20 protein-coding genes are annotated in these 23,608 nt (G+C 72.2%); 15 read left to right on the top strand and 5 right to left on the bottom strand.

Annotation, left to right across the window (positions count from 1 at the left end):
- Window positions 1-112: 112 nt before the first annotated feature.
- Complete coding sequence (locus CRP51_RS28670; RefSeq protein ID WP_097229088.1) at window positions 113-1,684, bottom strand: hypothetical protein; 1,572 nt, start codon at window positions 1,682-1,684, stop codon at window positions 113-115.
- A 132-nt stretch (window positions 1,685-1,816) separates the two neighbouring features.
- Between CRP51_RS28670 and CRP51_RS01625 the strand changes: the two genes are divergently transcribed.
- On the top strand, window positions 1,817-2,791 hold the full coding sequence (locus CRP51_RS01625) for a carbohydrate kinase family protein (RefSeq protein WP_097229087.1): 975 nt from the start codon (window positions 1,817-1,819) through the stop codon (window positions 2,789-2,791).
- Between the two features lie 30 nt (window positions 2,792-2,821).
- Here CRP51_RS01625 and CRP51_RS01620 read toward each other — a convergent pair whose 3' ends face one another.
- Entirely contained in the window at window positions 2,822-4,204 is a 1,383-nt protein-coding gene (locus CRP51_RS01620) for a cysteine desulfurase/sulfurtransferase TusA family protein (protein WP_097229414.1), read from the bottom strand.
- Between the two features lie 196 nt (window positions 4,205-4,400).
- On the opposite strand from CRP51_RS01620, the gene ctaC reads away from it, so the two are divergent.
- The 4 genes from ctaC to CRP51_RS01600 all read left to right on the top strand — a co-directional run bounded on the left by ctaC (window position 4,401) and on the right by CRP51_RS01600 (window position 8,842).
- Window positions 4,401-5,366 (top strand): aa3-type cytochrome oxidase subunit II, encoded by a 966-nt coding sequence (gene ctaC / locus CRP51_RS01615; RefSeq protein ID WP_097229086.1) that lies wholly within the window; start codon window positions 4,401-4,403, stop codon window positions 5,364-5,366.
- A complete protein-coding gene (gene ctaD / locus CRP51_RS01610) occupies window positions 5,363-7,099 on the top strand; it encodes an aa3-type cytochrome oxidase subunit I (protein WP_097229085.1) in 1,737 nt (578 codons plus the stop codon). Before ctaC ends, ctaD begins: the two co-directional genes overlap by 4 nt.
- Window positions 7,096-7,494, top strand: coding sequence for a cytochrome c oxidase subunit 4 (locus CRP51_RS01605; RefSeq protein WP_097229084.1), 399 nt, complete (start codon window positions 7,096-7,098; stop codon window positions 7,492-7,494). Before ctaD ends, CRP51_RS01605 begins: the two co-directional genes overlap by 4 nt.
- Before the next feature lie 106 nt (window positions 7,495-7,600).
- Window positions 7,601-8,842 (top strand): L,D-transpeptidase, encoded by a 1,242-nt coding sequence (locus tag CRP51_RS01600; protein WP_097229083.1) that lies wholly within the window; start codon window positions 7,601-7,603, stop codon window positions 8,840-8,842.
- Window positions 8,843-8,887: 45 nt separating this feature from the next.
- On the opposite strand, the gene CRP51_RS01595 is transcribed toward CRP51_RS01600, so the two are convergent.
- Entirely contained in the window at window positions 8,888-9,289 is a 402-nt protein-coding gene (locus CRP51_RS01595; RefSeq protein WP_097229082.1) for a response regulator transcription factor, read from the bottom strand.
- 133 nt (window positions 9,290-9,422) lie between these two features.
- On the opposite strand from CRP51_RS01595, the gene ctaE reads away from it, so the two are divergent.
- The 5 genes from ctaE (at window position 9,423) to trpD (ending at window position 14,962) form a co-directional block, all read left to right on the top strand.
- Complete coding sequence (ctaE, locus tag CRP51_RS01590) at window positions 9,423-10,043, top strand: aa3-type cytochrome oxidase subunit III (protein WP_097229081.1); 621 nt, start codon at window positions 9,423-9,425, stop codon at window positions 10,041-10,043.
- Window positions 10,044-10,108: 65 nt separating this feature from the next.
- Window positions 10,109-10,918, top strand: coding sequence for a cytochrome bc1 complex diheme cytochrome c subunit (gene qcrC, locus CRP51_RS01585; RefSeq protein WP_097229080.1), 810 nt, complete (start codon window positions 10,109-10,111; stop codon window positions 10,916-10,918).
- Complete coding sequence (qcrA, locus tag CRP51_RS01580) at window positions 10,915-12,003, top strand: cytochrome bc1 complex Rieske iron-sulfur subunit (protein WP_170970393.1); 1,089 nt, start codon at window positions 10,915-10,917, stop codon at window positions 12,001-12,003. The genes qcrC and qcrA overlap by 4 nt, the downstream gene beginning before the upstream one ends.
- A complete protein-coding gene (gene qcrB, locus CRP51_RS01575) occupies window positions 12,000-13,646 on the top strand; it encodes a cytochrome bc1 complex cytochrome b subunit (RefSeq protein ID WP_097229079.1) in 1,647 nt (548 codons plus the stop codon). The genes qcrA and qcrB overlap by 4 nt, the downstream gene beginning before the upstream one ends.
- Window positions 13,647-13,897: 251 nt before the next feature.
- Window positions 13,898-14,962 carry an anthranilate phosphoribosyltransferase gene (gene trpD / locus CRP51_RS01570; protein ID WP_097229078.1) on the top strand — a complete coding sequence of 355 codons (1,065 nt, stop codon included), beginning with the start codon at window positions 13,898-13,900 and terminating at the stop codon, window positions 14,960-14,962.
- Between the two features lie 93 nt (window positions 14,963-15,055).
- On the opposite strand, the gene CRP51_RS01565 is transcribed toward trpD, so the two are convergent.
- Complete coding sequence (locus CRP51_RS01565) at window positions 15,056-15,337, bottom strand: Lrp/AsnC family transcriptional regulator (RefSeq protein WP_097229077.1); 282 nt, start codon at window positions 15,335-15,337, stop codon at window positions 15,056-15,058.
- Between the two features lie 246 nt (window positions 15,338-15,583).
- Between CRP51_RS01565 and CRP51_RS01560 the strand changes: the two genes are divergently transcribed.
- The 5 genes from CRP51_RS01560 (at window position 15,584) to CRP51_RS01540 (ending at window position 21,640) form a co-directional block, all read left to right on the top strand.
- Window positions 15,584-16,960 (top strand): NYN domain-containing protein, encoded by a 1,377-nt coding sequence (locus CRP51_RS01560; RefSeq protein ID WP_097229076.1) that lies wholly within the window; start codon window positions 15,584-15,586, stop codon window positions 16,958-16,960.
- Between the two features lie 432 nt (window positions 16,961-17,392).
- Window positions 17,393-18,439: a C40 family peptidase gene (locus CRP51_RS01555; RefSeq protein ID WP_097229075.1), complete on the top strand. Its 1,047-nt coding sequence runs from the start codon at window positions 17,393-17,395 to the stop codon at window positions 18,437-18,439.
- A 233-nt stretch (window positions 18,440-18,672) separates the two neighbouring features.
- Entirely contained in the window at window positions 18,673-19,737 is a 1,065-nt protein-coding gene (locus CRP51_RS01550; protein WP_097229074.1) for a C40 family peptidase, read from the top strand.
- Between the two features lie 24 nt (window positions 19,738-19,761).
- On the top strand, window positions 19,762-20,916 hold the full coding sequence (locus CRP51_RS01545) for a glycosyltransferase family 4 protein (RefSeq protein WP_097229073.1): 1,155 nt from the start codon (window positions 19,762-19,764) through the stop codon (window positions 20,914-20,916).
- Window positions 20,917-21,019: 103 nt separating this feature from the next.
- Window positions 21,020-21,640 carry a dihydrofolate reductase family protein gene (locus CRP51_RS01540; RefSeq protein ID WP_097229072.1) on the top strand — a complete coding sequence of 207 codons (621 nt, stop codon included), beginning with the start codon at window positions 21,020-21,022 and terminating at the stop codon, window positions 21,638-21,640.
- Between the two features lie 16 nt (window positions 21,641-21,656).
- Here the strand turns inward: CRP51_RS01540 and CRP51_RS01535 are convergent, their stop codons facing one another.
- Window positions 21,657-23,462, bottom strand: coding sequence for an AMP-dependent synthetase/ligase (locus CRP51_RS01535; protein ID WP_097229071.1), 1,806 nt, complete (start codon window positions 23,460-23,462; stop codon window positions 21,657-21,659).
- Window positions 23,463-23,608: the final 146 nt, after the last annotated feature.

Genomic DNA, 23,608 nt, shown 5'->3' with positions numbered 1-23,608 from the left:
GACGCGGGACTCCGCCCTCGGGTGAGGACCGCGCGCCGACGCGTGACGAGGGGCGACGCCCGGGATGGTCTCCCGGGCGCCGCCCCTCGTGTGCTGTGCGCCGGCGCGCGGCTCAGCGGGTCGTCAGTTCCCGGCCCTCCTCGTCGACCAGCCGGCGGTCGCCGACCGGCTCGTCCAGGGCGACCTCGTCCGTCTGCTGCTCCGCGAGCATGATGCAGACCTCGTCGGACTCGGGGCCGACGCGCTCCACGGAGAGCGTGACCTCCTCGTCCGTCTCGTGCGCCCGCACCTGGTAGGTGTCGCACACCCCGGCCCAGAAGCTCACGGTCAGGGTGCGTGCCTCGGGCGCGTGGTCGACCACCGAGAGGCCGGCGGCCGGCAGCTCCGCCGGCTCGGCCGGCTCGGCCGGGACGGACTCGGCTCCGTCCCCCTCCTCGGCCTCGCCGTCCCCGCCCTCCCCGACGCGCGCGTCGTCGTCACCGGAGGCGGGGGAGGGGACGTGCTCCACCGCAGGTTCGGCCACGGTGTGCCGCCGTCCTTCCGCGTCCTCGGCGCGGAAGAGCCACGCCGGGACCAGCAGCGGCTCGCCCTCGGAGCGCTCCAGCGACAGCCCCAGCTCCACGGTGGCCGGCGTCGCCTCAGCCGGCTCGTCCCCGGGGGCGTCGCAGGGCAGGTCGGGAAGCGCGGGTTCGATGCTCTCGTCCGCCCGGGCGCCGTCGGCCCGGGCCTCGTCCGCCGGGGCCTCGTCGGCACCCCGCTGGAGGCAGGGCCGGCCGGTGTCGCGGGCGGCCGCGGTGCCGGCGCCCTCGTTGACCCGCTCCAGCGCGGCGGACGCGTCCGACACCGGGCGCTCCTCGCCCTCGGTCGGCACCCCGAGCACCCCGGAGACGGAAAGCAGCTCGCCGCCGTGGCCCACCGTCGCCACCACGTCCATCCCGGCCACCGGCAGCCCCCCGACGGTCGGCTCCGCGACCACCTGCCGGTGCGCGCCGCTGACCGTGGAGGCGTCCACGGCCGCGTCCTCCAGGCCCCACGCGTCCAGCAGCGGGCCGGCGGCGCGCAGCGCCTCCTCCTCGGTGGGCGCCGGACGGCCGTCGGCCGGCGGCATCCCCTCGGACGAGAGCGTCCCGTCCGAGGAGACCGAGGCGTCGGGATCGTCGGAGGTGCTCCCCGGCCCGGCGGGCTCGGCGACGGCCCCCGTGGCGTCGGCCACCGTCCCGTCCAGGGAGTAGAACCAGTGCCCCGGGGCCTCGTCGGCCACCAGCAGCGCGCCCTCCCGTTCGCCGTCCGAGGTGCCGACGACGGTCCAACTCCCGCCCGAGGCCACCGGTTCGCCGGCCAGCCCGAGGTCGGCCGCCAGCGCGGCGACCCGAGCGGCGTCGACGCCGTCCTCGTCGAAGTGGTGCACGGCCGCCGCCTCCGGCGCCGGCGGCGGGTCCCCCTCCAGGACCAGCGGCCCGAGCGCCGGCCGCGCCGGCGCCGAGGCGCCGTCCATCGCCAGCTCGCCGACGCCCTCGCGGGCGTCCAACGCCAGCGGCTCGTCCCTGTCCCCGCTCCCGTCTTCGCCGTCCTCGGCCATGCCGACGCCGTAGAAGGTCCCGGCCAGCAGGACCACGCTGGCCGCCACCGCGGTCACCGCGGGCCAGCGTCGACGGGTCGTCTCGTGGCTCTCCTCGTCCCGCACGTCAGCTCCTCATGTCGCCCACCGGATGCGCATCGCTCACCGGAATCACCAATGTGACGACGACCGATCACCGTAGGTTCCACGCGGGGTAGCCTGACGCTGACTTTCGCTGCCTGCCCCTGGAGAGCCCTCGTGCGCATCGCTGTCTCAGGTTCGATCGCCAACGACCATCTGATGACCTTTCCGGGTCGCTTCGCCGACCAGCTCGTGGGCGACCAACTGCACACGGTCTCTCTCTCCTTCCTGGTGGACGGCCTGGAGGTGCGACGCGGCGGCGTCGGCGCCAACATCTGCTACGGCATGGGCCAGTTGGGTGCCCGACCGATCCTCGTCGGCGCGGTCGGCCAGGACTTCGACGAGTACCGCGCCTGGCTGGAGCGGCACGGCGTGGACTGCGACTCGGTGCGGGTCTCCGAGATGCTGCACACCGCGCGTTTCGTCTGCACGACCGATGCCGATCACAATCAGATCGGTTCCTTTTACACCGGGGCCATGAGCGAGGCCCGGCTGATCGAGTTGCAGCTGGTCGCCGAGCGCGTCGGCGGGCTCGATTTGGTGCACATCGGCGCCGACGACCCCGAGGCGATGCTGCGGCACACCGAGGAGTGCCGCACCCGGGGTATCCCGTTCGCCGCCGACTTCTCCCAGCAGCTGGCCCGGATGGAGGGCGAGGAGATCCGGCTGCTGACCGAGGGCGCCGCCTATCTCTTCACCAACGAGTACGAGAAGGCCCTCGTCGAGAGCAAGACCGGCTGGAGCGACGAGGAGGTGCTGGAGAAGGTCGGCACCCGCGTCACCACCCTGGGCGCGCGCGGGGTGCGCGTGGACCGGGCCGGCGAGCCGTCGATCCAGGTCGGCTGCCCCGAGGAGACCGCCAAGGTCGAGCCGACCGGCGTGGGCGACGCGTTCCGCGCGGGCTTCCTCTCCGGACTCAGCTGGGGCACCTCCCTGGAGCGCGCGGCCCAGTTGGGCTGCATGGTGGCCACCCTGGTCATCGAGACCGTCGGCACCCAGGAGTACACGCTCAACCGGGGCTCGTTCATCGAGCGCTTCACCAAGGCGTACGGCGACGACGCCGCCGAGGAGGTCCGCCCCTTCATCCAGTGAGCGGGCGCGGGACGCGGCGACCGGCGCGGTTCAGGCCAGCCGCCGCACCCGGTGGGCCTGCCCGGCCTCGCCCAGGTACTCCTGCCCGCGCATCTCGCACCAGGCGGGGATGTCGAGCCTGGCCGCCACGTCGTCCGCCAGCACCGCCACCGTCCCGCCCACCGGCACCCGGCCGATGGCCCTGGCCAGCTCGATCACCGGCGCCGGGCAGCGCCGCCCCAGGGCGTCGACCACCAGCTCCTCGCCGGCGTCCACGACGGGCGCCGGCCCGTCGGCCGGCCCCAGCAGCTGCTCCCGCACCCCGGCGACCGCCGCGGGCAACACATCGAGGAAACGTTCCACCTCCTCCGGCGCGGTGCCCGGCGGCAGCGAGACCCGCACGTTGCCCTCCGACAACACCCCCATGGCCCGCAGCACATGGCTGGGGGTCAACGTGCTGGAGGTGCACGAGGAGCCGGAGGAGACGGAGAACTCCGCCCGGTCCAACGCGTGCAGCAGCGCCTCCCCGTCGACATGGAGACAGGAGAACGTCACCAGGTGGGGCAGCCGCCGCACCGGGTCGCCCACCACCTCCACGTCCTCGACCAGCTCGGGCACCCGCGTCCGGATCCGCTCCACCAGCGCCGCCAGCCGCGCGGCCTCCGCCTCCGCCTCCGCCCGCACCGCGCGCAGCGAGGCCGCCGCCGCCACGATCGCCGGGAGGTGCGGGAAGCCGGGCGCCCGGCCCGACTCCCGCTCGTCGGCGGGTCCCGGCGGTGCGAAGCGGGTGCCCTTGCGCACCGCCAGCAGCCCGACGCCGCCCGGACCGCCCCACTTGTGCGCGCTGCCCGTCAGCAGCGACCAGCCCTCCTCGACCCGCCCCCACGGGAGCGACTGCGCCGCGTCCACCAGCAGCGGCACCCCGGCCGCCCGGCAGACCCCGGCGATCTCCGCCACCGGCTGCGCCGTGCCCACCTCGTGGTTGGCCGACTGCACACAGGCCAACGCGGTCGGGCCGGGTGCCGCCGCCAGCGCCTCGGCCACCGCGTCCGGGCCCACCCGGCCGAGCCGGTCGGCCGGCACCTCGGCCGAGGTGCCGCCCGCGGCGCGGTGCGCCTCGGCCGCGTGCAGCACCGCCGAGTGCTCCACGGCCGAGACCACCAGATGGCGTCCGACCCTGACCCGGCCGGCCAACGCGCCCGCGACGCCCCGGTGCAGCGCGGAGGTACCGGAAGAGGTGAAGACCAACTCGTCCGGCCGACACCCGACCGCCTCGGCCGCCGTCTCCCTGGCCGCGTCGAGCAGCATCCGCGCCCGGCGCCCCTCCCGGTGCGGCCTGGCCGGATCGGCCCAGCCGTCCGCCTCCGCGGCGATCAGTGCCTGCCGCGCGACCGGGTGAAGGGGCAGCGCCGAGGCCGCGTCGAAGTAAGCCACGTCCGCCACGCTAACAACCCCGGTACAACCCCTTCGTGGGCCCGCACGGCGCGTTGGGCACCCTCCCCGCGTGACCCCCGGGAGCGTCCAGTAGGGTTTGGTCCGCATAAACATCCAAACCCTGCCCGTGCCAGGGCCGGCCCCGCTCCGTGCGATGGCAGCCCGGACATGGGCGAGACTCTCGGGAAGGCGCTACGTGAGTCCCAACGGCTCCGACCGCTCGTCGCGGCGCCCGATGCGGCGGGTTCTGCCGCAGGCGCTGATCGCGGGCCTGGTCCTGGCAACCGCGACAGGTTGCACATCCGAGGACTTTCCCCGGCTCGGTATGCCCACCCCGGTCACGGAGGAGGCGCCCCGCATCCTGGCCCTGTGGCAGGGTTCCTGGGCCGCCGCACTGGCAACGGGGGTGCTGGTCTGGGGCCTGATCCTGTGGAGTGTCTTCTTCCACCGGCGGTCTCGGACCAAGGTGGAGGTTCCCCCGCAGAACCGGTACAACGTGCCCATCGAGGCGCTCTACACGCTCGTGCCGCTGATCATCGTGTCGGTGCTCTTCTACTTCACCGCGCGGGACCAGACCGAGCTGCTCGAGACCTCGGACGAGCCGGACCACGTGATCAACGTGGTGGGCTTCCAGTGGAGTTGGGCCTTCAACTACCTGGAGCCCGTGGGCGTCTCCGACGAGTACGCCCAGGACGCCGAGGAGTTGGCCTCCATCCCCGACCGGATGATGGACCGGGTCCCGGACGACGCCGACGGCGTCTACGAGATCGGCACCCCGGCCGACCGCGACCCGGACACCGGCAACCCGGGCCCGACGCTGGTCCTCCCCGAGGGCGAGACCGTGCAGTTCATCATCACGTCCAGGGACGTGGTGCACTCCTTCTGGGTGGTTCCGTTCCTGATGAAGCAGGACGCGATCCCCGGACACGTCAACAGCTTCGAGGTGACCCCGGACCGGCAGGGCACCTTCCTCGGCAAGTGCGCCGAGATGTGCGGCGTGGACCACTCCCGGATGCTCTTCAACGTCAAGGTGGTCTCGCCGGACGAGTACGACGCCTACCTCCAGGAACTGGCGGAGAAGGGCCAGACCGGGTTCGCGCCGGCCGGCATCGAGCAGACCGAGGCCGCTGTGAACGCAGAGACCAACGAGGGCCGATCGTGACTTCCGTCGAGGAATCCCCCAGCGCGCTCAACGAAGCGTCGCACCAGGCTGCGACACCCCCGCAGCGTCGCCGGCAGCGCGGTGCCGTGGTCGTCAAGTGGCTCACCACCACCGACCACAAGACCATCGGCACCCTCTACCTGCTGACGTCCTTCATCTTCTTCGTCGCCGCCGGCGCGATGGCCCTCATCATGCGGGCCGAGCTGGCGCGGCCCGGCACCCAGGTCGTCTCGAACGAGCAGTTCAACCAGCTGTTCACCATGCACGGCACGGTGATGCTGCTGCTGTTCGCGACACCGCTCTTCGCCGGCTTCGCCAACTGGATCATGCCGCTCCAGATCGGCGCGCCGGACGTGGCGTTCCCCCGGCTGAACATGCTGGCCTACTGGCTGTACCTGTTCGGCGGTCTGATCGCGGTCGGCGGTTTCTTCACGCCGAACGGCGCCGCCAGCTTCGGCTGGTTCGCCTACTCGCCGCTCTCCGACGCCATCCGGTCCCCCGGAGTCGGCGCCGACATGTGGGTGATGGGCCTGGCGCTCAGCGGCTTCGGCACCATCCTGGGCGCGGTCAACTTCATCACCACGATCATCTGTATGCGCGCCCCGGGCATGACCATGTTCCGGATGCCGATCTTCACCTGGAACGTGCTGCTCACCGGTGTGCTGGTGCTGCTCGCCTTCCCCGTGCTGGCGGCGGCGCTCTTCGGCCTCGCGGCCGACCGGCTCTTCGACGCGCACATCTTCGACGCGGCCAACGGCGGCGCGATCCTGTGGCAACACCTCTTCTGGTTCTTCGGCCATCCCGAGGTGTACATCATCGCCCTGCCGTTCTTCGGCATCGTCTCGGAGATCATCCCGGTCTTCAGCCGCAAGCCGATCTTCGGCTACATCGGCCTGGTCGCCGCGACGATCACCATCGCCGGCCTCTCGGTGACGGTCTGGGCACACCATATGTACGTGACGGGCGCGGTGCTGCTGCCGTTCTTCTCGTTCATGACCTTCCTGATCGCGGTGCCCACCGGCGTGAAGTTCTTCAACTGGATCGGCACCATGTGGAAGGGGTCGCTCAGTTTCGAGACCCCGATGCTCTGGTCCGTCGGCTTCCTGATCACCTTCCTCTTCGGTGGTCTGACGGGCGTCATCCTGGCCTCGCCGCCGCTGGACTTCCACGTCTCGGACACCTACTTCGTGGTGGCCCACTTCCACTACGTGGTCTTCGGCACCGTCGTCTTCGCGATGTTCGCCGGCTTCCACTTCTGGTGGCCGAAGTGGACCGGCAAGATGCTGGACGAGAAGCTCGGCAAGATCACCTTCTGGACGCTCTTCGTCGGCTTCCACGGCACCTTCCTGGTGCAGCACTGGCTGGGCGCCGAGGGGATGCCGCGCCGGTACGCCGACTACCTGGCGGCCGACGGGTTCACCACGCTGAACACCATCTCCACCATCAGCTCGTTCCTGCTGGGCATGTCGCTGCTGCCGTTCTTCTACAACGTCTGGAAGACGTGGAAGTACGGCGAGTTCGTCAACACCGACGACCCGTGGGGCTACGGGCGTTCGCTGGAGTGGGCGACGTCCTCGCCGCCGCCCCGGCACAACTTCGTCACCCTGCCCAAGATCCGCTCCGAGTCGCCGGCCTTCGACCTGCACCACCCCGAGGTCGCGGCACTCGACCAGCTGGAGAACGAGGCCCGCCACGAGGCCGAGGCCCTCACCGGAAAGGAGGCCGGCGCATGAGGATCCAGGGACACCTCTTCGCCTGGCTCGCGGTCTTCATGCTGGCCGTGGCCGTCGTCTACGGCCTCTGGTCCCAGGAGCCGGTGGGCACCACGGCGCTCTTCCTGTCCTTCGCGCTCTCCGCGATGATCGGGTTCTACCTGATCTTCACCGCCCGCAGGGTGGACGTGGGCGCCCAGGACAACAAGGACGCGGACGTCGCCGACGACGCGGGTGAGCTGGGCTTCTTCAGCCCGCACAGCTGGGCCCCGCTGCTGCTGGGCGCGGGCGCCGCGCTGGCGTTCCTGGGCCCGGTCTTCGGCTGGTGGTTCCTCATCTTCACCGTGCCGGTCATGTTCGTCGGCCTGTGGCTGTGGGTCTTCGAGTACTACCGCGGTGAGAACCAGACGCAGTGACAGGTCGCTGAGCTGGTCGGGCCCCCGGAACGCGCGCGTTCCGGGGGCCCACCCGTTTGACGGCGGGCGGCGGGCCCTTTCGGGGCAATCTTCGTATTTTGTGGCTATGAGCCTCTCAACACGGATCGCGATCCGGTGCACGCTGATAGTCGCCCCGCTCTTGGCCGGCCTCACCGCGTGCGGTGGTGATGCCAGATCGCTGAGCGAACAGCCCTACGACGCCCTCCAGCACCTCTCCTTCGGCTCCGCCTCCGGCGAGGCCGAGGTCGACCCCGACTCCCCGCTGAAGGTGTCCGCCAGCGCCCAGGGAGCCCGGATCACCGACGTCGTGGCCACCGACGCCGGAGGCCGCAGACTCTCCGGCGAGCTGGCCGCCGACGGCCGCTCCTGGCGCAGCAGCGACCTGCTCACCGCCGGCGCCGACTACACCGTTCAGGTGAGTACGGAGAACGGCGACGGGGAGCCCGGCCGGGGCGAGCACAGCTTCCGCACCGGTTCCTCCAAGGCCGACCGGGTCGACGTCGCCTTCGGACCCGACGCGGGCACCTACGGCGTCGGCCAGCCGATCACCGCCGAGCTGAGCGAGGAGATCGCGGGGGACCGGGAACGCGCCCTGGTCGAGTCCTCGTTGCGGGTGACCACCGAGCCCGAGGTGGAGGGGGCCTGGCACTGGGTGGACGACAAGGAGCTCCACTACCGCCCGCGCGAGTACTGGCCGGCCCACACGACCATCTCCGTCACCTCCCAGCTGGAGGGCGTCGCCATAGCCGAGGGCCTGCGCGGCGGCGAGGCCGAGTCCGTCGAGCTGCGCACCGGGGAGCGGGTCGAGGCGGTGGCCGACATCTCGGCGCACACCATGACGGTCTACCAGGACGGCGAGGAGGTGCGCTCCGTCCCCATCACCACGGGCAAGGAGGGCTTCCGCACCAGGAACGGCAAGAAGGTGGTGCTCGGCCGCGAGCCCAACGTCCGGATGACCGGCACCAGCATCGGCATCCCCGCCGGCAGCGCCGAGTCCTACGACATGGACGTGCAGTGGGCCACCCGGCTCACCTGGAGCGGCGAGTACGTGCACGGCGCGCCCTGGTCGGCCGCCTCACACGGCTCCGCCAACGTCAGCCACGGCTGCACGGGCATGAGCGACGAGAACGCCCAGTGGTTCTTCGACCTCATCAAACCGGGTGACGTGGTCGAGCACGTCAACGGAGAGGGCGAGGACATGGCCGCGTTCGGCAACGGCTTCGGGGAGTGGAACCTGAGCTGGGAGGAGTGGCTGGAGGGCAGCGCGCTCCAGCAGGGCGACGACCACGCCCAGCCGGCGGCCGGGCGGCTGCGTCCGAGCGTCTGACGCGCTCACGCGCCGCCCGCGCCCCCGGGGGCGGGAGGCGAACTCTCAGGCGGCCGAGGGCAGCTGCTCGCGCAGCAGCCCCGTGAGGGCGCCCGTCAGCTCGGCCGGGTCGATCGGGTGCGCCACCGCGGCCTCGGCGCGGCTCCAGGTGGCGAGCCACGCGTCCTGCGCGCGCCCGATCAGCAGGAGCACCGGCGGGCACTCGAAGATCTCGTCCTTGATCTGCCGGCAGACGCCCATCCCGCCGGCGGGGACCGCCTCGCCGTCCAGCACACAGACGTCGACGCCGCCGTTCTCCAGGGCGGAGAGCACGGCCGGCAGGGTCGCGCACTCCAGATACTCGATGGCCGGCAGGTCCGTGGACGGGCGCGTCCCCGCGGCCAGCCGCACCTGCTCCCGGGTGTTGACGTCGTCGCTGTAGACCAGCACCGTGGCGCTGCGCTGCATCGTTCCTCCGCCCGCTGGGGGTTGTCCGTTGCGCCGTGATGCTACTCCGTCCGGCGGGGTCACAGGCAGGGGGACGGGTACTGACACACCGAACCCCACCCCCGAGACAAGCGCCGGAAAAGCGACCGACATAATGACGGGCGTGGCGACAGCAACAGCAGTAGACACCGGGCACGCGATCCCGTCGGTCAACAGGCCGAACGTCACCTCAGTGGGGACGGTCATCTGGCTCAGTTCCGAGCTGATGTTCTTCGCGGCCCTCTTCGCGATGTACTTCACCCTCCGTTCGGTGATGGGCCCCGAGTACTGGCAGGAGAACGCGGACTCGCTCAACCTGCCCTTCTCGTTGACCAACACGACGATCCTGGTGCTCTCCTCGGTGACGTGCCAGCTCGGGGTGTTCGCGGCCGAGCGGGGTGACGTCAAGCGCCTCCGGCTCTGGTTCGTGATCACCTTCGCGATGGGTGCGATCTTCATCGGCGGTCAGGTCACCGAGTACGTCGAGTTGGTGGTGCACGAGGGCGTCTCGTTGGCCTCCGGCCCCTACGGCTCGGCCTTCTACCTGACCACCGGGTTCCACGGCCTCCACGTGCTGGGCGGGCTGTTCGCCTTCCTGTTCGTCCTCGCCAGGACCTACGCCGCCCGCCGGTTCACGCACGAGCAGGCCACCACGGCCATCGTCGTCTCGTACTACTGGCACTTCGTGGACGTCGTGTGGATCGGCCTCTTCGCCACCATCTACCTGATCAAGTAGCCCATCGCCGCACCGGACGTTTGTTCCCAGCACCGACGCAGAAGATCCTGACACCGGGGTAATCCGTGAAAAAGCTCTCCGCACGACGGCGCCATCCACTGGCGGTGTTTGTCGTCCTCCTCATCGCGCTGGCGGCCACCGGGGGGCTGTACGCCGCCTTCGCGCCCGCCGAGGAGGCGCAGGCCGACAACAGGGCCCAGTCTCTCGCCATCGACGAGGGCGAGGCGCTCTACCGGGTCGGCTGCTCCAGCTGCCACGGCAGGTCAGGTGAGGGCGGCAGCGACGGCCCGAGCCTGGTGGGCGTGGGCCCGGCCGCGGTCCACTTCCAGGTCGGCACCGGCCGGATGCCCTTGCAGAACCCGGGCGCCCAGGCGCCCGCCAAGCCCCGGGCGTACACCCAGGCCGAGATCGACCAACTGGCCGCCTACATCGGCTCGCTGGGTCCGGGCCCCGCGGTCCCGGAGGCCTCCGCCTACGACCCGGCGGACGGCGACGCGGCCAGGGGCGGCGAACTCTTCCGCACCAACTGCGCGCAGTGCCACAACTTCACGGGTCAGGGCGGCGCGCTGACCCACGGGAAGTACGCTCCCGGCCTGGACGACGTGGAGCCCATCTTCATCTACGAGGCCATGCTGACGGGCCCGCAGAACATGCCCTCCTTCCCCGACACCGTGCTGCCGGAGCAGGAGAAGCGGGACATCATCGCCTGGCTGAACGCGGTCAACACCTCGGAGTCGCCCAGCCCGGGCGGCTTCTCGCTCGGTGGCTTCGGCCCGGTGAGCGAGGGCCTGTTCGCCTGGACCTTCGGTATCGGGGCGCTCGTCGCCCTGACGGTCTGGATCGGGGCCCGGAGCGCTAAGGCCAGGAAGTCATGAGCGACGACCGCGACCCCACCACCTCATCCCAAGAAACGGAAACGCGAAAAGACGTGTCCGACGATCACCTCCCCGGTGAGCGGCGCTCGGGTGAACTGGCCGTGTTGGACGACCCGTTCGCCGACCCGGGGCTGCCCCCGCACGAACATCGGCGGCAGGACATCGACGAGCGAGCCGCCAAGCGCTCCGAGCGCACCGTGGCCCTCCTGTTCACCGTCTCCATGCTGGCGACCATCGGCTTCATCGTCGCCTACGTGGCCATCCCGATCGACCGGATCGTCTACATCTGGCCGATCGGGCACATCAGCGGGCTGAACTTCGCGCTCGGCACCACCCTGGGGACCGCGCTCTTCTGCATCGGTGCCGGCGCCATCCACTGGGCCCGCACCCTGATGTCCGACGAGGAGCGCTCCGAGGAGCGGCACGCGGTGGCCGCGACCCCCGAGGTCAAGGCCCACGTGCTGGAGGAGTTCCGCAAGGGCGCCGAGGAGTCCGGCATCGGCCGGCGCAAGCTGGTGCGGAACACGATGCTCGGCGCGGTCGCCCTGGTGCCGCTCTCCGGCGTGGTCCTGCTGCGCGACCTCGGTCCGCTGCCCGAGGACAAGCTGCGCAAGACCGCCTGGCGCGAGGGCTCGGTGATCGTCAACGAGAACACGGGCGAGCCGCTGCGCCCCGAGGACATCGTGGTCGGCTCGCTCACGCAGGCGATGCCGGACGACCTCGACCACCACGACCACGACTTCCACGCGCAGATCGCCAAGGCCGCGGTGATGCTGGTCCGCCTGGAGCCGGAGGACATCAAGGATCCGCGCTCGGCCGAGTGGGGGCACGAGGGCATCCTCTGCTTCTCCAAGATCTGCACCCACATCGGCTGCCCGGCCACGCTCTACGAGCAGCAGACCCACCACGCCCTCTGCCCCTGCCACCAGTCGACCTTCGACCTGTCGGACGGCGCGCGGGTGCTCTTCGGCCCGGCGGGTCACCCCCTGCCGCAGCTGCGGATCACGGTGAACGACGACGGTTATCTCGCGGCCCTCGGCGACTTCGAGGAGCCGCCGGGACCGAGCTTCTGGGAGCGCGGATGAGTACGGCAACGGAACCCCGGAAGAGCACCGCGCGGGGCAAGGCCCCGGCGGGCGAGAAGGTCGCCGACTGGGCCGACGGCCGGCTGGGCATCTACAGCCTGGCCAAGGCCAACATGCGCAAGATCTTCCCCGACCACTGGTCGTTCCTGCTGGGCGAGATCTGCCTGTTCAGCTTCATCATCGTGATGCTGACCGGCGTGTACCTGACGCTGTTCTTCGTGCCGAGCATGGGGCACGTGGAGTACACCGGCTCCTTCGAGCCGATGCAGGGCGTGATGATGTCCGAGGCGTACGCCTCGACGCTGGACATCAGCTTCGACGTGCGGGGTGGCCTGCTGGTCCGCCAGATCCACCACTGGGCGGCGCTGCTGTTCGTGGTCGGCATCTTCATGCACATGATGCGGGTGTTCTTCACCGGCGCCTTCCGCAAGCCGCGTGAGATCAACTGGCTCTTCGGCTTCCTGCTGCTGGTGCTGGCGCTGTTCACCGGTCTGACCGGCTACTCGCTCCCGGACGACCTGCTCTCCGGCGTCGGTATCCGCTTCATGGAGGGCGCGATCCTGGCGGTGCCGGTGGTCGGCACCTACATCCAGATGTTCCTCTTCGGCGGCGAGTTCCCCGGGTACGACATCATCCCCCGGTTCTTCGTGGTGCACGTGCTGCTGTTGCCGGGCATCATGCTGGGCCTGGTGGTCGCGCACCTGATCCTGATCGTGTACCACAAGCACACCCACTACGCGGGTCCCGGCCGGACCAACGACAACGTGGTCGGGATGCCGCTGCTGCCGGTGTACATGGCGAAGGCGGGCGGCTTCTTCTTCCTGGTCTTCGGCGTGATCACCCTGATCGCGGCGACCGTGACGATCAACCCGGTCTGGGTCCTCGGCCCCTATCGGCCGGACCAGATCTCCACCAACGCGCAACCCGACTGGTATCTGGGCTTCTCCGAGGGCCTGGTCCGGATGATGCCCGGCTGGGAGTGGGTGATCCCGGGCGGCTACACGCTGAACTTCGGTCTGCTGGTGCCGCTGATCGTCTTCCCGGGTCTGCTGACGGCCATCGCCCTGTACCCGTTCTTCGAGTCCTGGGTGACCAAGGACCCGCGCGAGCACCACATCGCCGAGCGTCCGCGGAACAACCCGACCAGGACCGGTTTCGGCATGGCCTGGCTGACCGCCTTCGGCGTGTGCATGTTGGCCGGTGGCAACGACCTGTGGGCGATCCACTTCCATCTGTCGATCAACGCCATCACGTGGTTCTGCCGCATCGGGTTCTTCGTCCTGCCGGTCGTGGCGTTCTTCGTCACCCGCCGGATCTGCCTGGGCCTCCAGCGCAGGGACGCGGAGAAGGTGCTGCACGGCCGGGAGTCCGGGATCATCAAGCGGCTGCCGCACGGTGAGTTCGTCGAGGTGCACGAGCCGCTCTCGCAGGAGCAGCTGTACACCCTCACGGCGCACGAGCAGCAGAAGCCGCTGGAGCTGGGGCCCGACACCGACAAGAACGGCGTGCGGCGCCCGGTCAACCCGCTGGAGCGGGTGCGGGCCAGGTTCAGCAAGGCGTACTTCGGGGAGCAGGCGCAGATCACCAAGCCGACCCGCGAGGAGTACAAGGAGATCACCGAGGGCCACGGCGACCACCACTGAGGTCGCGGCCGCAGGGCCGGTTTCCGGGGCCGTGGCCCCACCCGTCACCGCACGGGTGGGGCCACGGCCCTTTCCCCGTCGGCCGGGGTTCGGCGGAACGACCGTCCGGAGACCGAACACGGTGCCCCACGCGTCACCGGCCGCCGCTAGGCTTCGGTGCCACGGCCGCCGAACGGGCGCCCCGTCGGGGTGTCCGTCACCGGTCGGCCGGTTTCCGCTCGTCCAGTCGATAACCGCCAGGAGTGATTCCCATGAGCGTTGTGACCCCCGCCGGAGGCGACACCGGGGCGGCGCGCGACTGGCCGGACGTGCTGAGCGCGTTGCTGGCCGGCCGGGACCTGACCGGTGAGGACACCGCCTGGGCGATGGAGCGCGTCATGAGCGGGGAGGCCGGCGACGTGCGGATCGCCGGCTTCGCCGTGGCGCTGCGCGCCAAGGGCGAGACGGTGGAGGAGGTCTCGGGGCTGGTCGAGACGATGTACCGGCACGCCAACGTGATCGAGGTGCCGGGTCCCGCCGTCGACATCGTGGGCACCGGCGGCGACCGGGCGCGGACGGTGAACATCTCGACCATGTCGGCGATCGTGGTCGCCGGCACGGGGATGCGGGTCGTCAAGCACGGCAACCGCGCGGCGTCCAGCGCCAGCGGGGCGACGGACGTGCTGGAGCAGCTCGGCGTCAACCTGGACCTGACACCGCAGCGGGTGGCCGAGGTGGCGGTCGAGGCCGGCATCACCTACTGCCCGGCGGTCCTCTTCCACCCCGCGCTGCGGCACGCCGGTTCGGCGCGCAAGCAGTTGGGGGTGGCGACGTTCTTCAACTTCCTGGGTCCGCTGACCAACCCGGCGCGGGTGACGGCGCAGGCGACCGGCGTCGCGGACGCCAGGATGGCGCCGATCCTCGCCGGGGTGCTCGCCGAGCGCGGCAGCTCGGCCCTGGTCTTCCGGGGCGACGACGGGCTGGACGAGCTGACCGTCACCGGCACCTCCACGGTGTGGGCGGTGCGGGACGGGAAGGTGACCGAGGAGTCGTTCGACCCGAGGTCGGTGGGGGTGGAGCTGTCCCCGGTGGAGGCGCTGCGCGGCGGCGACGCGGCGTACAACGCGTCGGTGGCGCGGCGGTTGCTGGAGGGGGAGCACGGCCCGGTGCGGGACGCGGTGCTGCTCAACGCGGCGGCCGGGCTGGCCGCCGCGGAGCCGGACGACGCGCCGCTGCCGCAGCGGATCGCGGCGGGCATGGCGCGGGCGGCGGAGTCGATCGACTCGGGCGCGGCGGGGGCGGCGCTGGAGCGGTGGATCGCCACGACCCACCGCTGAGACGGCCGTTGGCCCTTCGGGCCGTGGGCGCCCGCCCCCGTACGGGTGCGGGCGCCCGGCTTCGGTCCCGGGCGGCCGCGGCCCCGCGCGCGTTCAGGAGTCGAGGCCGATGGCGAACGCGGCCTCCAGGTCGTGCTGCGAGTAGGTGCGGAAGGCGATGTGGGTCTCGGTGGACTCCACGCCGGGGATCTTGCTGAGCCGCGCGGGGATGACGTCGGCCAACTGGTCGTGTTCCCGCACCCGTACGAGGGCGATCAGGTCGTGGGGCCCGGTGACCGAGTAGACCTCGCTGACCCCTTCCAGGGCCGCGATCCGCTCCGCGACCTCGGGGACGCGGTCCACGCTGGTCTTGATGAGCACGATCGAAGTGATCACGGCTGCGCCTCGTTTCCGTCCGTCGTCGTCGTTCGCCCGGGGCCTGCCCGGGGCTGGCCACACGATAGCTCCCGGGGATGGCGCGGACGTGGCGCGGGACGGTTCGGGGGGCCGGCCGGCCGGGCGGGGCCCGCAGACGCGGCGGGTACCAGGCCGTAGGGTGAACCACGGTGTGACGGAGATACGTAGGGGAGGGGGAGCGCCGGCCGACCGGTCGCCGCTGGGACCGACGAATGGTGTGCAGCTGTGGAACCGACGGACGGTGAGGAGGCGAGGGATCGGGCCGCACCCGAGGCGGGTGAGTCGGCCGAGGCCCTGGACCGTCCGCTGCCCGAGCGGGTCAGGGGGCGGGTGATCCAGCTCGCCGGGGAGGCGTTCGACGGCCTGACCCTGAACGAGCTGCCGGGACCGTTGCGGCAGTACGCGCGGTTCACGCCACCCCGTCGGGTGAAGTTCGGCGGTTCCGCCATGGCGGCGGCGCTGGAGTCCGACACGTTCTTCCGGCACCGGGTGGGTGCGGTGCTGCGCACGGGCGCGCCCGAGTTGGCCGAGGCGGTGGAGCGCGGCGCGCCGCCGCCGGCGGCCGATCCGGTCGAGGTGGCGGCGGCGGCCTTTCTGCTGCGTCCGGCGGGCTGGTCGAAGCTGGTGGCCGCGGCCGGCGAGGAGGCGCAACGCGCGCAGGAGGAGCGCGCCGGACAGGAGCGGGAGCGCGAGCTGGCGGAGCTGCGCGAGGAGTTGGCGCGGGCGCGCGAGGGGGCGCGCGACGAGCAGGAGCGGTTGCGGGCGGAGCTGGAGGCGACGCGCAAGGAGAGCGACGCGCTGCACCGGAAGTTGCGCAGCGCGCACGCGGACGTGCGGCGTGGCGAGGCGGCGGTGCGGAAGCTGCGCGCGGAGCTGGACGAGGTGCGGGCGTCGGCGGAGTCGGCGCGGGTGACGTCGGAGAGCGAGGCCAGGCGGCTGCGCGGCCGGTTGGCGCGGGCGGAGGCGTCGTTGGAGGCGAGCCGGCGGTCGGTCCGGGAGGAGCGGGGGATCGAGGACACGCGGCTGCGACTGCTGTTGGATACGGTGTTGGACGCGGCGCAGGGGTTGCGTCGGGAGCTGGCGTTGCCGCCGGCGCGGGAGGGGCGGCTGCCGGCGGAGACGGTGGCGTCGGTCAGTCCGGGTGAGCCGGGGCCGGGGGACATCGCGCGGCGGGCGTTGGACGGGGAGGACCCGGCGGTTCTCGATCAGTTGTTGGCGCTGCCGCAGGCGCATCTGGTCGTGGATGGCTACAACGTGACCAAGACCGGTTATCCGACGATGCCGTTGGAGCGCCAGCGGGCGCGGTTGATGCGGGGGCTGGCGGTGTTGGCCGCGCAGAGCGGGGCGGAGATGACCTGCGTCTTCGACGGCGCCGAGCTGGCGGCGCCGGTGCTGCTGACGCCGCCGCGCGGCGTGCGGGTGCTCTTCAGCCCGGCGGGGGAGACGGCGGACGAGCTGATCCGGCAGCTGGTGCGGGCCGAACCGGTGGGCCGGCCGGTGGTGGTGGTCTCCAGCGACCGCGAGGTGGCCGAGGGGATCGCCAGGTCCGGCGCCTGGCCGGTGGCCTCCCGGCTGCTGCTCAACAGGCTCGCCCGCACCTGACCCGGACGGCCGGCCGGACGCCCGAAGTCCCCCGCCCGCGGCGCCGGGTGACCGCCTGGGCCGAACGGGTGGTTCCGGCGGTCGGCGCGCGGGTACCCCCAGGAGACGGGAGGCGACGGGGAGTTGGGCGTTTCGGGGTGTTGGGGGGCCGGAGGCCCGTTGGGGTGCTTTGCCCGCTTGGCTCGGGTTGCCGGGTGTTTGTCGTCCACACAGGGTGCGGAAACGACCTCGGTCAGTGTGAGGTAAGTAAAATATGCCCGCCAGGATTTGAACCGGATAAAGACACCTCGCTAGGGTCACCTCGAACCTTCGCGCGGTCGATCACCCAGCCCGGGTGGCCGCGAGGGACCGCCTAGTCCGCGGCAGTTTGCGCGGAGCCGGGACCCAGTCCCCCGACCCGGCAGGCGGCTGAGGAAGAAGGAGCTCGCCCCAGTGGCGTCCCACCGTCGTCCCAAGCAGCCAAGCCGCGCTCGAATGACCCTCCTCGGCGCCGCTGCCTCCGCCGCCGCGACCGTCGGCGTCACCGCGACCTCCGCCTCGGCCGACCCCGGTCAGAGCGTCGACGACGTCCGCGAGGAGGTCGACGACCTCCACCACGAGGCGGAGGAGATCACCGAGGAGTTCAACGGGGCCCAGGAGCGCGAGGAGCAGCTCCAGGAGGAGATCTCCGAGCTCCAGGACTCCACCGCGCGCGGCCAGGAGAGACTCAACGAACTGCGCAACGGCATGGGTTCGATGGCCACCGCGCAGTACCGCAACGGCGGGCTCGACCCGTCCATGCAGCTTTTCCTCTCTTCTGACCCCGACGAGTTCCTGGACCAGGCGTCCGCGCTGGACCAGATGTCCGCGAAGCAGGCCGAGGCGCTCCGGCTGATCCAGGACCAGCAGCGCACCCTGGACCAGCAGCGCGAGGAGGCCGGCGAGCGGCTCGCCGAACTGGAGGAGGTCCGCACCACTCTCGGCGAGAAGAAGGACTCCATCCAGGGCAAGTTGAGCGAGGCCCAGGCCCTGCTCAACCAGCTCACCGAGGAGGAGCGCCAGGAGATCGCCGCCGCCGAGGCGGCCGAGGCGGAGGAGTCCGAGCGGGCCAGCCGCAGCGAGAGCCGCGACTTCTCCGACGGCACCGCCTCCGGCAGAGCCTCCGCGGCCCTCAACGCCGCCATCTCCAAGCTCGGATCGCCCTACGTCTGGGGTGCCACCGGCCCCAGCTCCTTCGACTGCTCCGGGCTCACCGGCTGGGCCTACAATCAGGCCGGCGTCTCGCTGCCGCGTGTCTCCCAGGACCAGGCCAACGCCGGCACCCGGGTCTCGCAGAGCGAACTGGCCCCCGGCGACCTGGTGTTCTTCTACCCCGGGCTGACCCACGTCGGCATCTACGTCGGCAACGGGCAGATGGTGCACGCGCCCAGCACCGGCGGCGTCGTCGAGTACGCCAGCCTGAGCATCATGCCCTTCCAGTTCGGCACCAGGGTCGCCTGACGCCGTCCTCCGCCACCGCGAACTCCGCGCCGGCGCCCGCCCGCTGAACGGGCGCCGGGCCAACTCCACCAACCAGGTGATTCGCTGGGCCGGCGGCCGACCGCCGCGCCCCGCGTGACCTGCGCACCGAGCATCCACGGCCGGGCCGCGCGGTGTTGCCTTGCCGTGCCCGCGCTCCGGGCACGGCTACATTCTGCTGCGCTCGGGTCCCCACCGAAGGAGCGCGGCTCGCAGTGACCGTTGACAGACTCTTCCCCTCCCGGCGTACCCGCCTCGCGTTGCGGCTGACCACCTGGTCCGCGGCGGCCACCGCCGTGGCGGTCATCGCCGCCGTCCCCGTCTCCGCCGCACCCTCGGACCGCGACGACACCGCCGACGCCACCCGGCAGGTGGACCGCCTCTTCGCGGAGGTCGACCGGGCCGTGGACGCCTACAACGGCTCCGTCGAACGCGTCGCCGAGTTGGAGGCCGAGGTCGAGCGCCGGCGCGCGCAGGTCGAGCGCGGCGAGCGCGCCGTCGACGAGAAGCTCCGCGCCGTCGGCTCCGCCGCCGCCGCGCACTACCGCGCCGGGGGCATCTCCCCGACCCTCGCCCTGCTGCTCTCCGAGAGCCCCGACGCCTACCTCGCCAGGTCCGCGACGTACGAGCGAATGAGCGACCGCCGCGGCGCCGAGCTCAGGGAACTCCTCGCCGCCCAGCGCGAGCTGACCCAGCGCCGCGACGAGGCCGACGCGCGCCTGGACGAACTGGTCGAGGAACGGGCCGAGTTGTCACGCCGCAAGGAGGCCGCCGAGCGGCGCCTCGACGAGGCCGAGGACCGCCTGGAGGAACTCACCGAGCGCGAACGCCAGCGGGAGGCCAGGGCCGGCCGGGACGCCGCACGCGCGCGGACGGTCACCGACCCGGCCCCCGCGCCCGTCGCCGTGGAGCGCCCCCCGGCCGTCGCCTCCTCGGGCCGGGGCGGCGTCGCCCTGGACGCGGCCCTGAGCGTGCTGGGCGCCCCGTACGGGTGGGGGCGGACCGGGCCGGACGCGTTCGACTGCTCCGGTCTCGTGCAGTGGGCCTACGCCAAGGCCGGGGTGTCGTTGCCGCGCACCTCGCAGGCGCAGGCGGGAGCCGGCCGCCGGGTGCCGCTCGACCAGGCCCAGCCGGGCGACATCGTGGTCTACCGCTCCGACGCCAGCCACGTCGGCCTCTACGCCGGAGGCGGGCAAGTGGTGCACGCGCCCTATAGCGGAGCTTTCGTGCGCTACGAGTCAGTCGGGATGATGCCGGTCTCCTCGGTGGTACGACCCTGACCAGAGGTCGGTAGTGTTCGGGTGATGCGAAAGACGTTGATCGTGACCAACGACTTCCCGCCCCGCCCGGGCGGTATCCAGGCGTTCCTGCACAGCATGGCGCTGCGGATGGACCCGGGCCAGGTGGTGGTTTACGCCTCCAGCTGGCGCCGGGACACCGAAGCCGTCGAGGCCACCACCGAGTTCGACGCCGAGCAGCCCTACCCGGTCTACCGGGACAGGACGGCGTCCCTGCTGCCCACCAGAGCCACCACCCGCAAGGCCGCCGAGCTGCTGCGGGAGCACGAGTGCACGGCCGTGTGGTTCGGCGCCGCCGCGCCGCTGGGGCTGATGGCCCCGACGCTGCGCGCCGCCGGCGCCGAGCGGCTGGTGGCCACCAGCCACGGGCACGAGGCGGGATGGGCGGGAATGCCGGTCACGCGTCAGGTGGTGCGTCGCATCGGTGAGAACACCGATGTGATCACCTACCTCGGCGAGTACACCAGGAGCCGGATCGCGGACGCCCTCACCCCCGAGGCCGCCGCCCGGATGACGCAGCTGACGCCCGGCGTCGACCACAAGCTCTTCCACCCCGACTCCGGCGGCCGGCGGCTGCGCGCCAGCCTGGGCCTGGCCGACCGCCCCGTGGTGGTCTGCGTCTCCCGCCTGGTGGCGCGCAAGGGGCAGGACACGTTGATCCGGGCGATGCCCAGGATCCTCGCCGCCGAGCCCGACACGGTGCTGGCGATCGTCGGCGGCGGCTCCTACCGCGCGGACCTCGAACGCCTGGTGCAGCGCGTCGGCGTGCAGGACTCGGTGCGCTTTCTCGGCGAGGTGTCATGGGCACAACTCCCGGCGCACTTCGGCATCGGCGACGTCTTCGCGATGCCCTGCCGCACCCGCCACCGGGGCCTGGACGTGGAGGGCCTCGGGATGGTCTACCTGGAGGCGTCCGCCACCGGCCTGCCGGTGATCGCCGGCGACTCGGGCGGCGCCCCGGACGCCGTCCTCGACGGCGAGACCGGCTGGGTGGTGCGCGGCGGCGGGGCGGCGGCCCCGCAGGAGACCGCCGACCGCGTCGTGGAGCTGCTGCGCGACCCCGAACTGCGCCGCCGGATGGGCGCCAGGGGGCGCGAGTGGGTCGAGGAGAAGTGGGGCTGGGACATGCTCTCGCAGCGGCTGCGGGAGCTGCTGAGCTGAGGCGGGGCGCCCGCGCGGCGGCCGGCGATGAGTTCCGGCCCCGCGCGTGGTCTTCCCTTTTCCCGGGGCGGTCGGCGCCCCGGGAAGAGGGAAGGAGCGCACCGTGAAGGTGGTGCTGCAGGAGTTCCTGTCGTTGGACGGCGTCGCCCAGGGGCCGGGCGCCCCGGACGAGGACACCAGCGGCGGGTTCACGAGGGGCGGCTGGCTGGTTCCGCACCTGGACGACGCGTTCGTCCGGATCGTCACGGGCTGGCTCGACGAGGTGGACGCGTTCCTGTTCGGGCGCCGCACCTACCAGAACTTCGCCCGGGACTGGCCGGCGATGGACGATCCCGCCGACCCCGTCGCGACCAAGCTCAACGGCCTGCCGAAGTACGTCGCCTCGCGCACCCTGACCGTCGCCGAGTGGGCGCCGACCAGCATCCTGTCGGGGGACGTCGTCGGGCAGGTCGCCGAGCTGCGGCGGCGTCCCGGGCGCGAGGTACAGATCCACGGCAGTCCCACACTCGGCGCCTCGCTGCTGGCCGCCGGGCTGGTCGACGAGCTGCGGCTGATGATCGCACCGGTGGTCGTCGGCGCGGGCCGGCGGCTCTTCCCCGCGGAGGGGACGCCGGCCGGGTTCCGGCTGGAGCGCTCCGAGACCACGCCGAGCGGGGTCACCGCCCAGGTCTACGCCGCCACCGGCGCACCCGCGTACGGGGCGTACGGGCCCGAGCGGCCCTGACGGGCGCCGCGCCGGGTCAGGAGCCGTAGAGCGCGTCGATCTCCCGCGCGAAGTCCTTCGCCACCACGTGCCGCCGCAGCTTCAGGGACGGGGTCAGATGCCCCGACTCCTCCGTGAAGTGGCCGGGCAGCACCCGGAAGGCGCGGACCGACTCCGCGCGGGAGACCACCTCGTTGGCGTGCCGCACCGCCTCGTCCAGGGCCGTGGCCAGGGCGGGGTGGTCGAGGAGCGCCGCGCGCGGCAGCCCGCCGAGCCCGGCCTCCTCGGCCCAGCGGGGCAGGAAGTCGTCGTCCACGGTCAGCAGCGCCCCGACGAACGGGCGCCCCTCGCCGACCACCATGCACTCGGCGACCAGCGGATGCGCCCTGATCCGGTCCTCCAGCACGGCCGGCGCCACGTTCTTGCCGCCCGCGGTCACCAGGATCTCCTTGGCGCGGCCGGTCACCGTCAGATAGCCGTCCGCGTCCAGCCTCCCCAGGTCGCCGGTGTGGAACCAGCCGTCCCGCAGCACCTCGTCCGTGGCCTCGGGGTCGTTCCAGTAACCGGAGAAGAGGTGCTCGCCGCGCAGCAGGATCTCGCCGTCCTCGGCGATCCGGATCGCCGTGCCGGGCAGCGGGCGACCCACGCTGCCGATCCGGGGCGCGTCCCAGGGGTTGAACGAGGTCGGCGCGCACGACTCCGTCAGCCCGTACCCCTCCAGCACCGTGAAGCCGATGCCCCGGTAGAAGTGGCCGAGCCGTTCGCCCAGCGGGGCGCCGCCCGAGATCGCGTGGGTGGCCCGGCCGCCGAGGACCGCCCGCAGCCTGCGGTAGACCAGCCGGTCGAAGACGCGGTGCCGCAGCCGCAGGCCGATGCCCGGCCCGCCGGGGGTGTCCCGGGCGCGGCTGTGCGCGACGGCCGTCTCCGCGGCCCGGTCGAAGAGCGCGCCCCTGCCGCCCTGGACGGCCTTGGCGCGGGCCGAGTTGTAGACCTTCTCGAAGACGCGGGGCACGCCCAGCACGATGGTGGGGCGGAACGACGCCAGGTCGTCGGTGAGTTGGGCGACGCCGGGCGCCAGCCCCAGCCTGATCGGCCCGAGCAGCGCCGCGACCTGCACCATCCTGGCGAAGACATGGGCCAGCGGCAGGAAGAGCAGCACCGAGGACTCCCCGGTGCGGAACAGCGGCCCGAGCGCCGCGACCACGTTGCCGCAGGTGGTGAGGAACGCGCGGTGACTGAGGACGCAGCCCCGGGGGCGGCCCGTGGTGCCCGAGGTGTAGACGAGGGTGGCGGGGGAGTCGGGGGTGACGGTCGCGGTGGCGGCGGCGAGCCGCTCGTCGCTGACGGAGGCGCCGGTCGCCGTCAGCAGCTCCACCGCGCCGGGGCCCGACACCGGCTCCAGGCACCAGCGCCGGGTCAGCTCCGGCAGCCGGTCGCGCAGGGACTCCACGGCGGCCAACTGCTCGGGCGTCTCGACGATCACGGCGACGGCCCCCGAGTCGCCCAGGTTCCAGGCGATCTGCTCGGGCGAACTGCTCTCGTAGACCGGCACGGTCACCGCGCCGACGGTCCAGACGGCGAAGTCCACCAGGGTCCACTCGTAGCGCGTGGCGGCGAGCAGCCCCACCCGGTCGCCGGGGCGCACGCCGGAGCGCAGCAGGCCCTTGGCCACGGCGCGCACCTCGGCGAGGAACTCCGTCGCTGTCAGGTCCCGCCAACCGTCCGGCTCCCGGCGGGAGATCACCGCCGTGCGGGGATGGCGGGCCGCGTTGGCCACCAGCAGATCCGGCAGACCGCCGTCGGTGGGCACGGTGTACCGCGCCGGCAGGCTGAACTCGCGCACCGTCACTCCTCTTCGCCCTCTTCGGCGCCCCGGGCGCCGGCCCGCCCCGTCCGTTCCCGCGCCGAAGCGCCACCTTGGTGTCCTTCTGTGGCTGTTCGCCCCGCCCCCGTCGCAGCCTACTCCCCGGTAGTACGGGGGAGGGGAAC

Source organism: Streptomyces zhaozhouensis (genome assembly GCF_900230195.1).
Classification (GTDB): domain Bacteria; phylum Actinomycetota; class Actinomycetes; order Streptomycetales; family Streptomycetaceae; genus Streptomyces; species Streptomyces zhaozhouensis.
This window is presented reverse-complemented; position numbering and strand designations above follow the sequence as displayed.

Bases quoted from the DNA above. Each gene is read 5' to 3' on its own strand.
- qcrA (WP_170970393.1), top strand. From the start codon at position 10,915: ATGAGCGACGACCGCGACCCCACCACCTCATCCCAAGAAACGGAAACG.
- CRP51_RS01600 (WP_097229083.1), top strand. From the start codon at position 7,601: ATGAGCCTCTCAACACGGATCGCGATCCGGTGCACGCTGATAGTCGCC.
- CRP51_RS01605 (WP_097229084.1), top strand. From the start codon at position 7,096: ATGAGGATCCAGGGACACCTCTTCGCCTGGCTCGCGGTCTTCATGCTG.
- CRP51_RS01595 (WP_097229082.1), bottom strand. From the start codon at position 9,289: ATGCAGCGCAGCGCCACGGTGCTGGTCTACAGCGACGACGTCAACACC.
- ctaE (WP_097229081.1), top strand. From the start codon at position 9,423: ATGACGGGCGTGGCGACAGCAACAGCAGTAGACACCGGGCACGCGATC.
- trpD (WP_097229078.1), top strand. From the start codon at position 13,898: ATGAGCGTTGTGACCCCCGCCGGAGGCGACACCGGGGCGGCGCGCGAC.
- qcrB (WP_097229079.1), top strand. From the start codon at position 12,000: ATGAGTACGGCAACGGAACCCCGGAAGAGCACCGCGCGGGGCAAGGCC.
- CRP51_RS01545 (WP_097229073.1), top strand. From the start codon at position 19,762: ATGCGAAAGACGTTGATCGTGACCAACGACTTCCCGCCCCGCCCGGGC.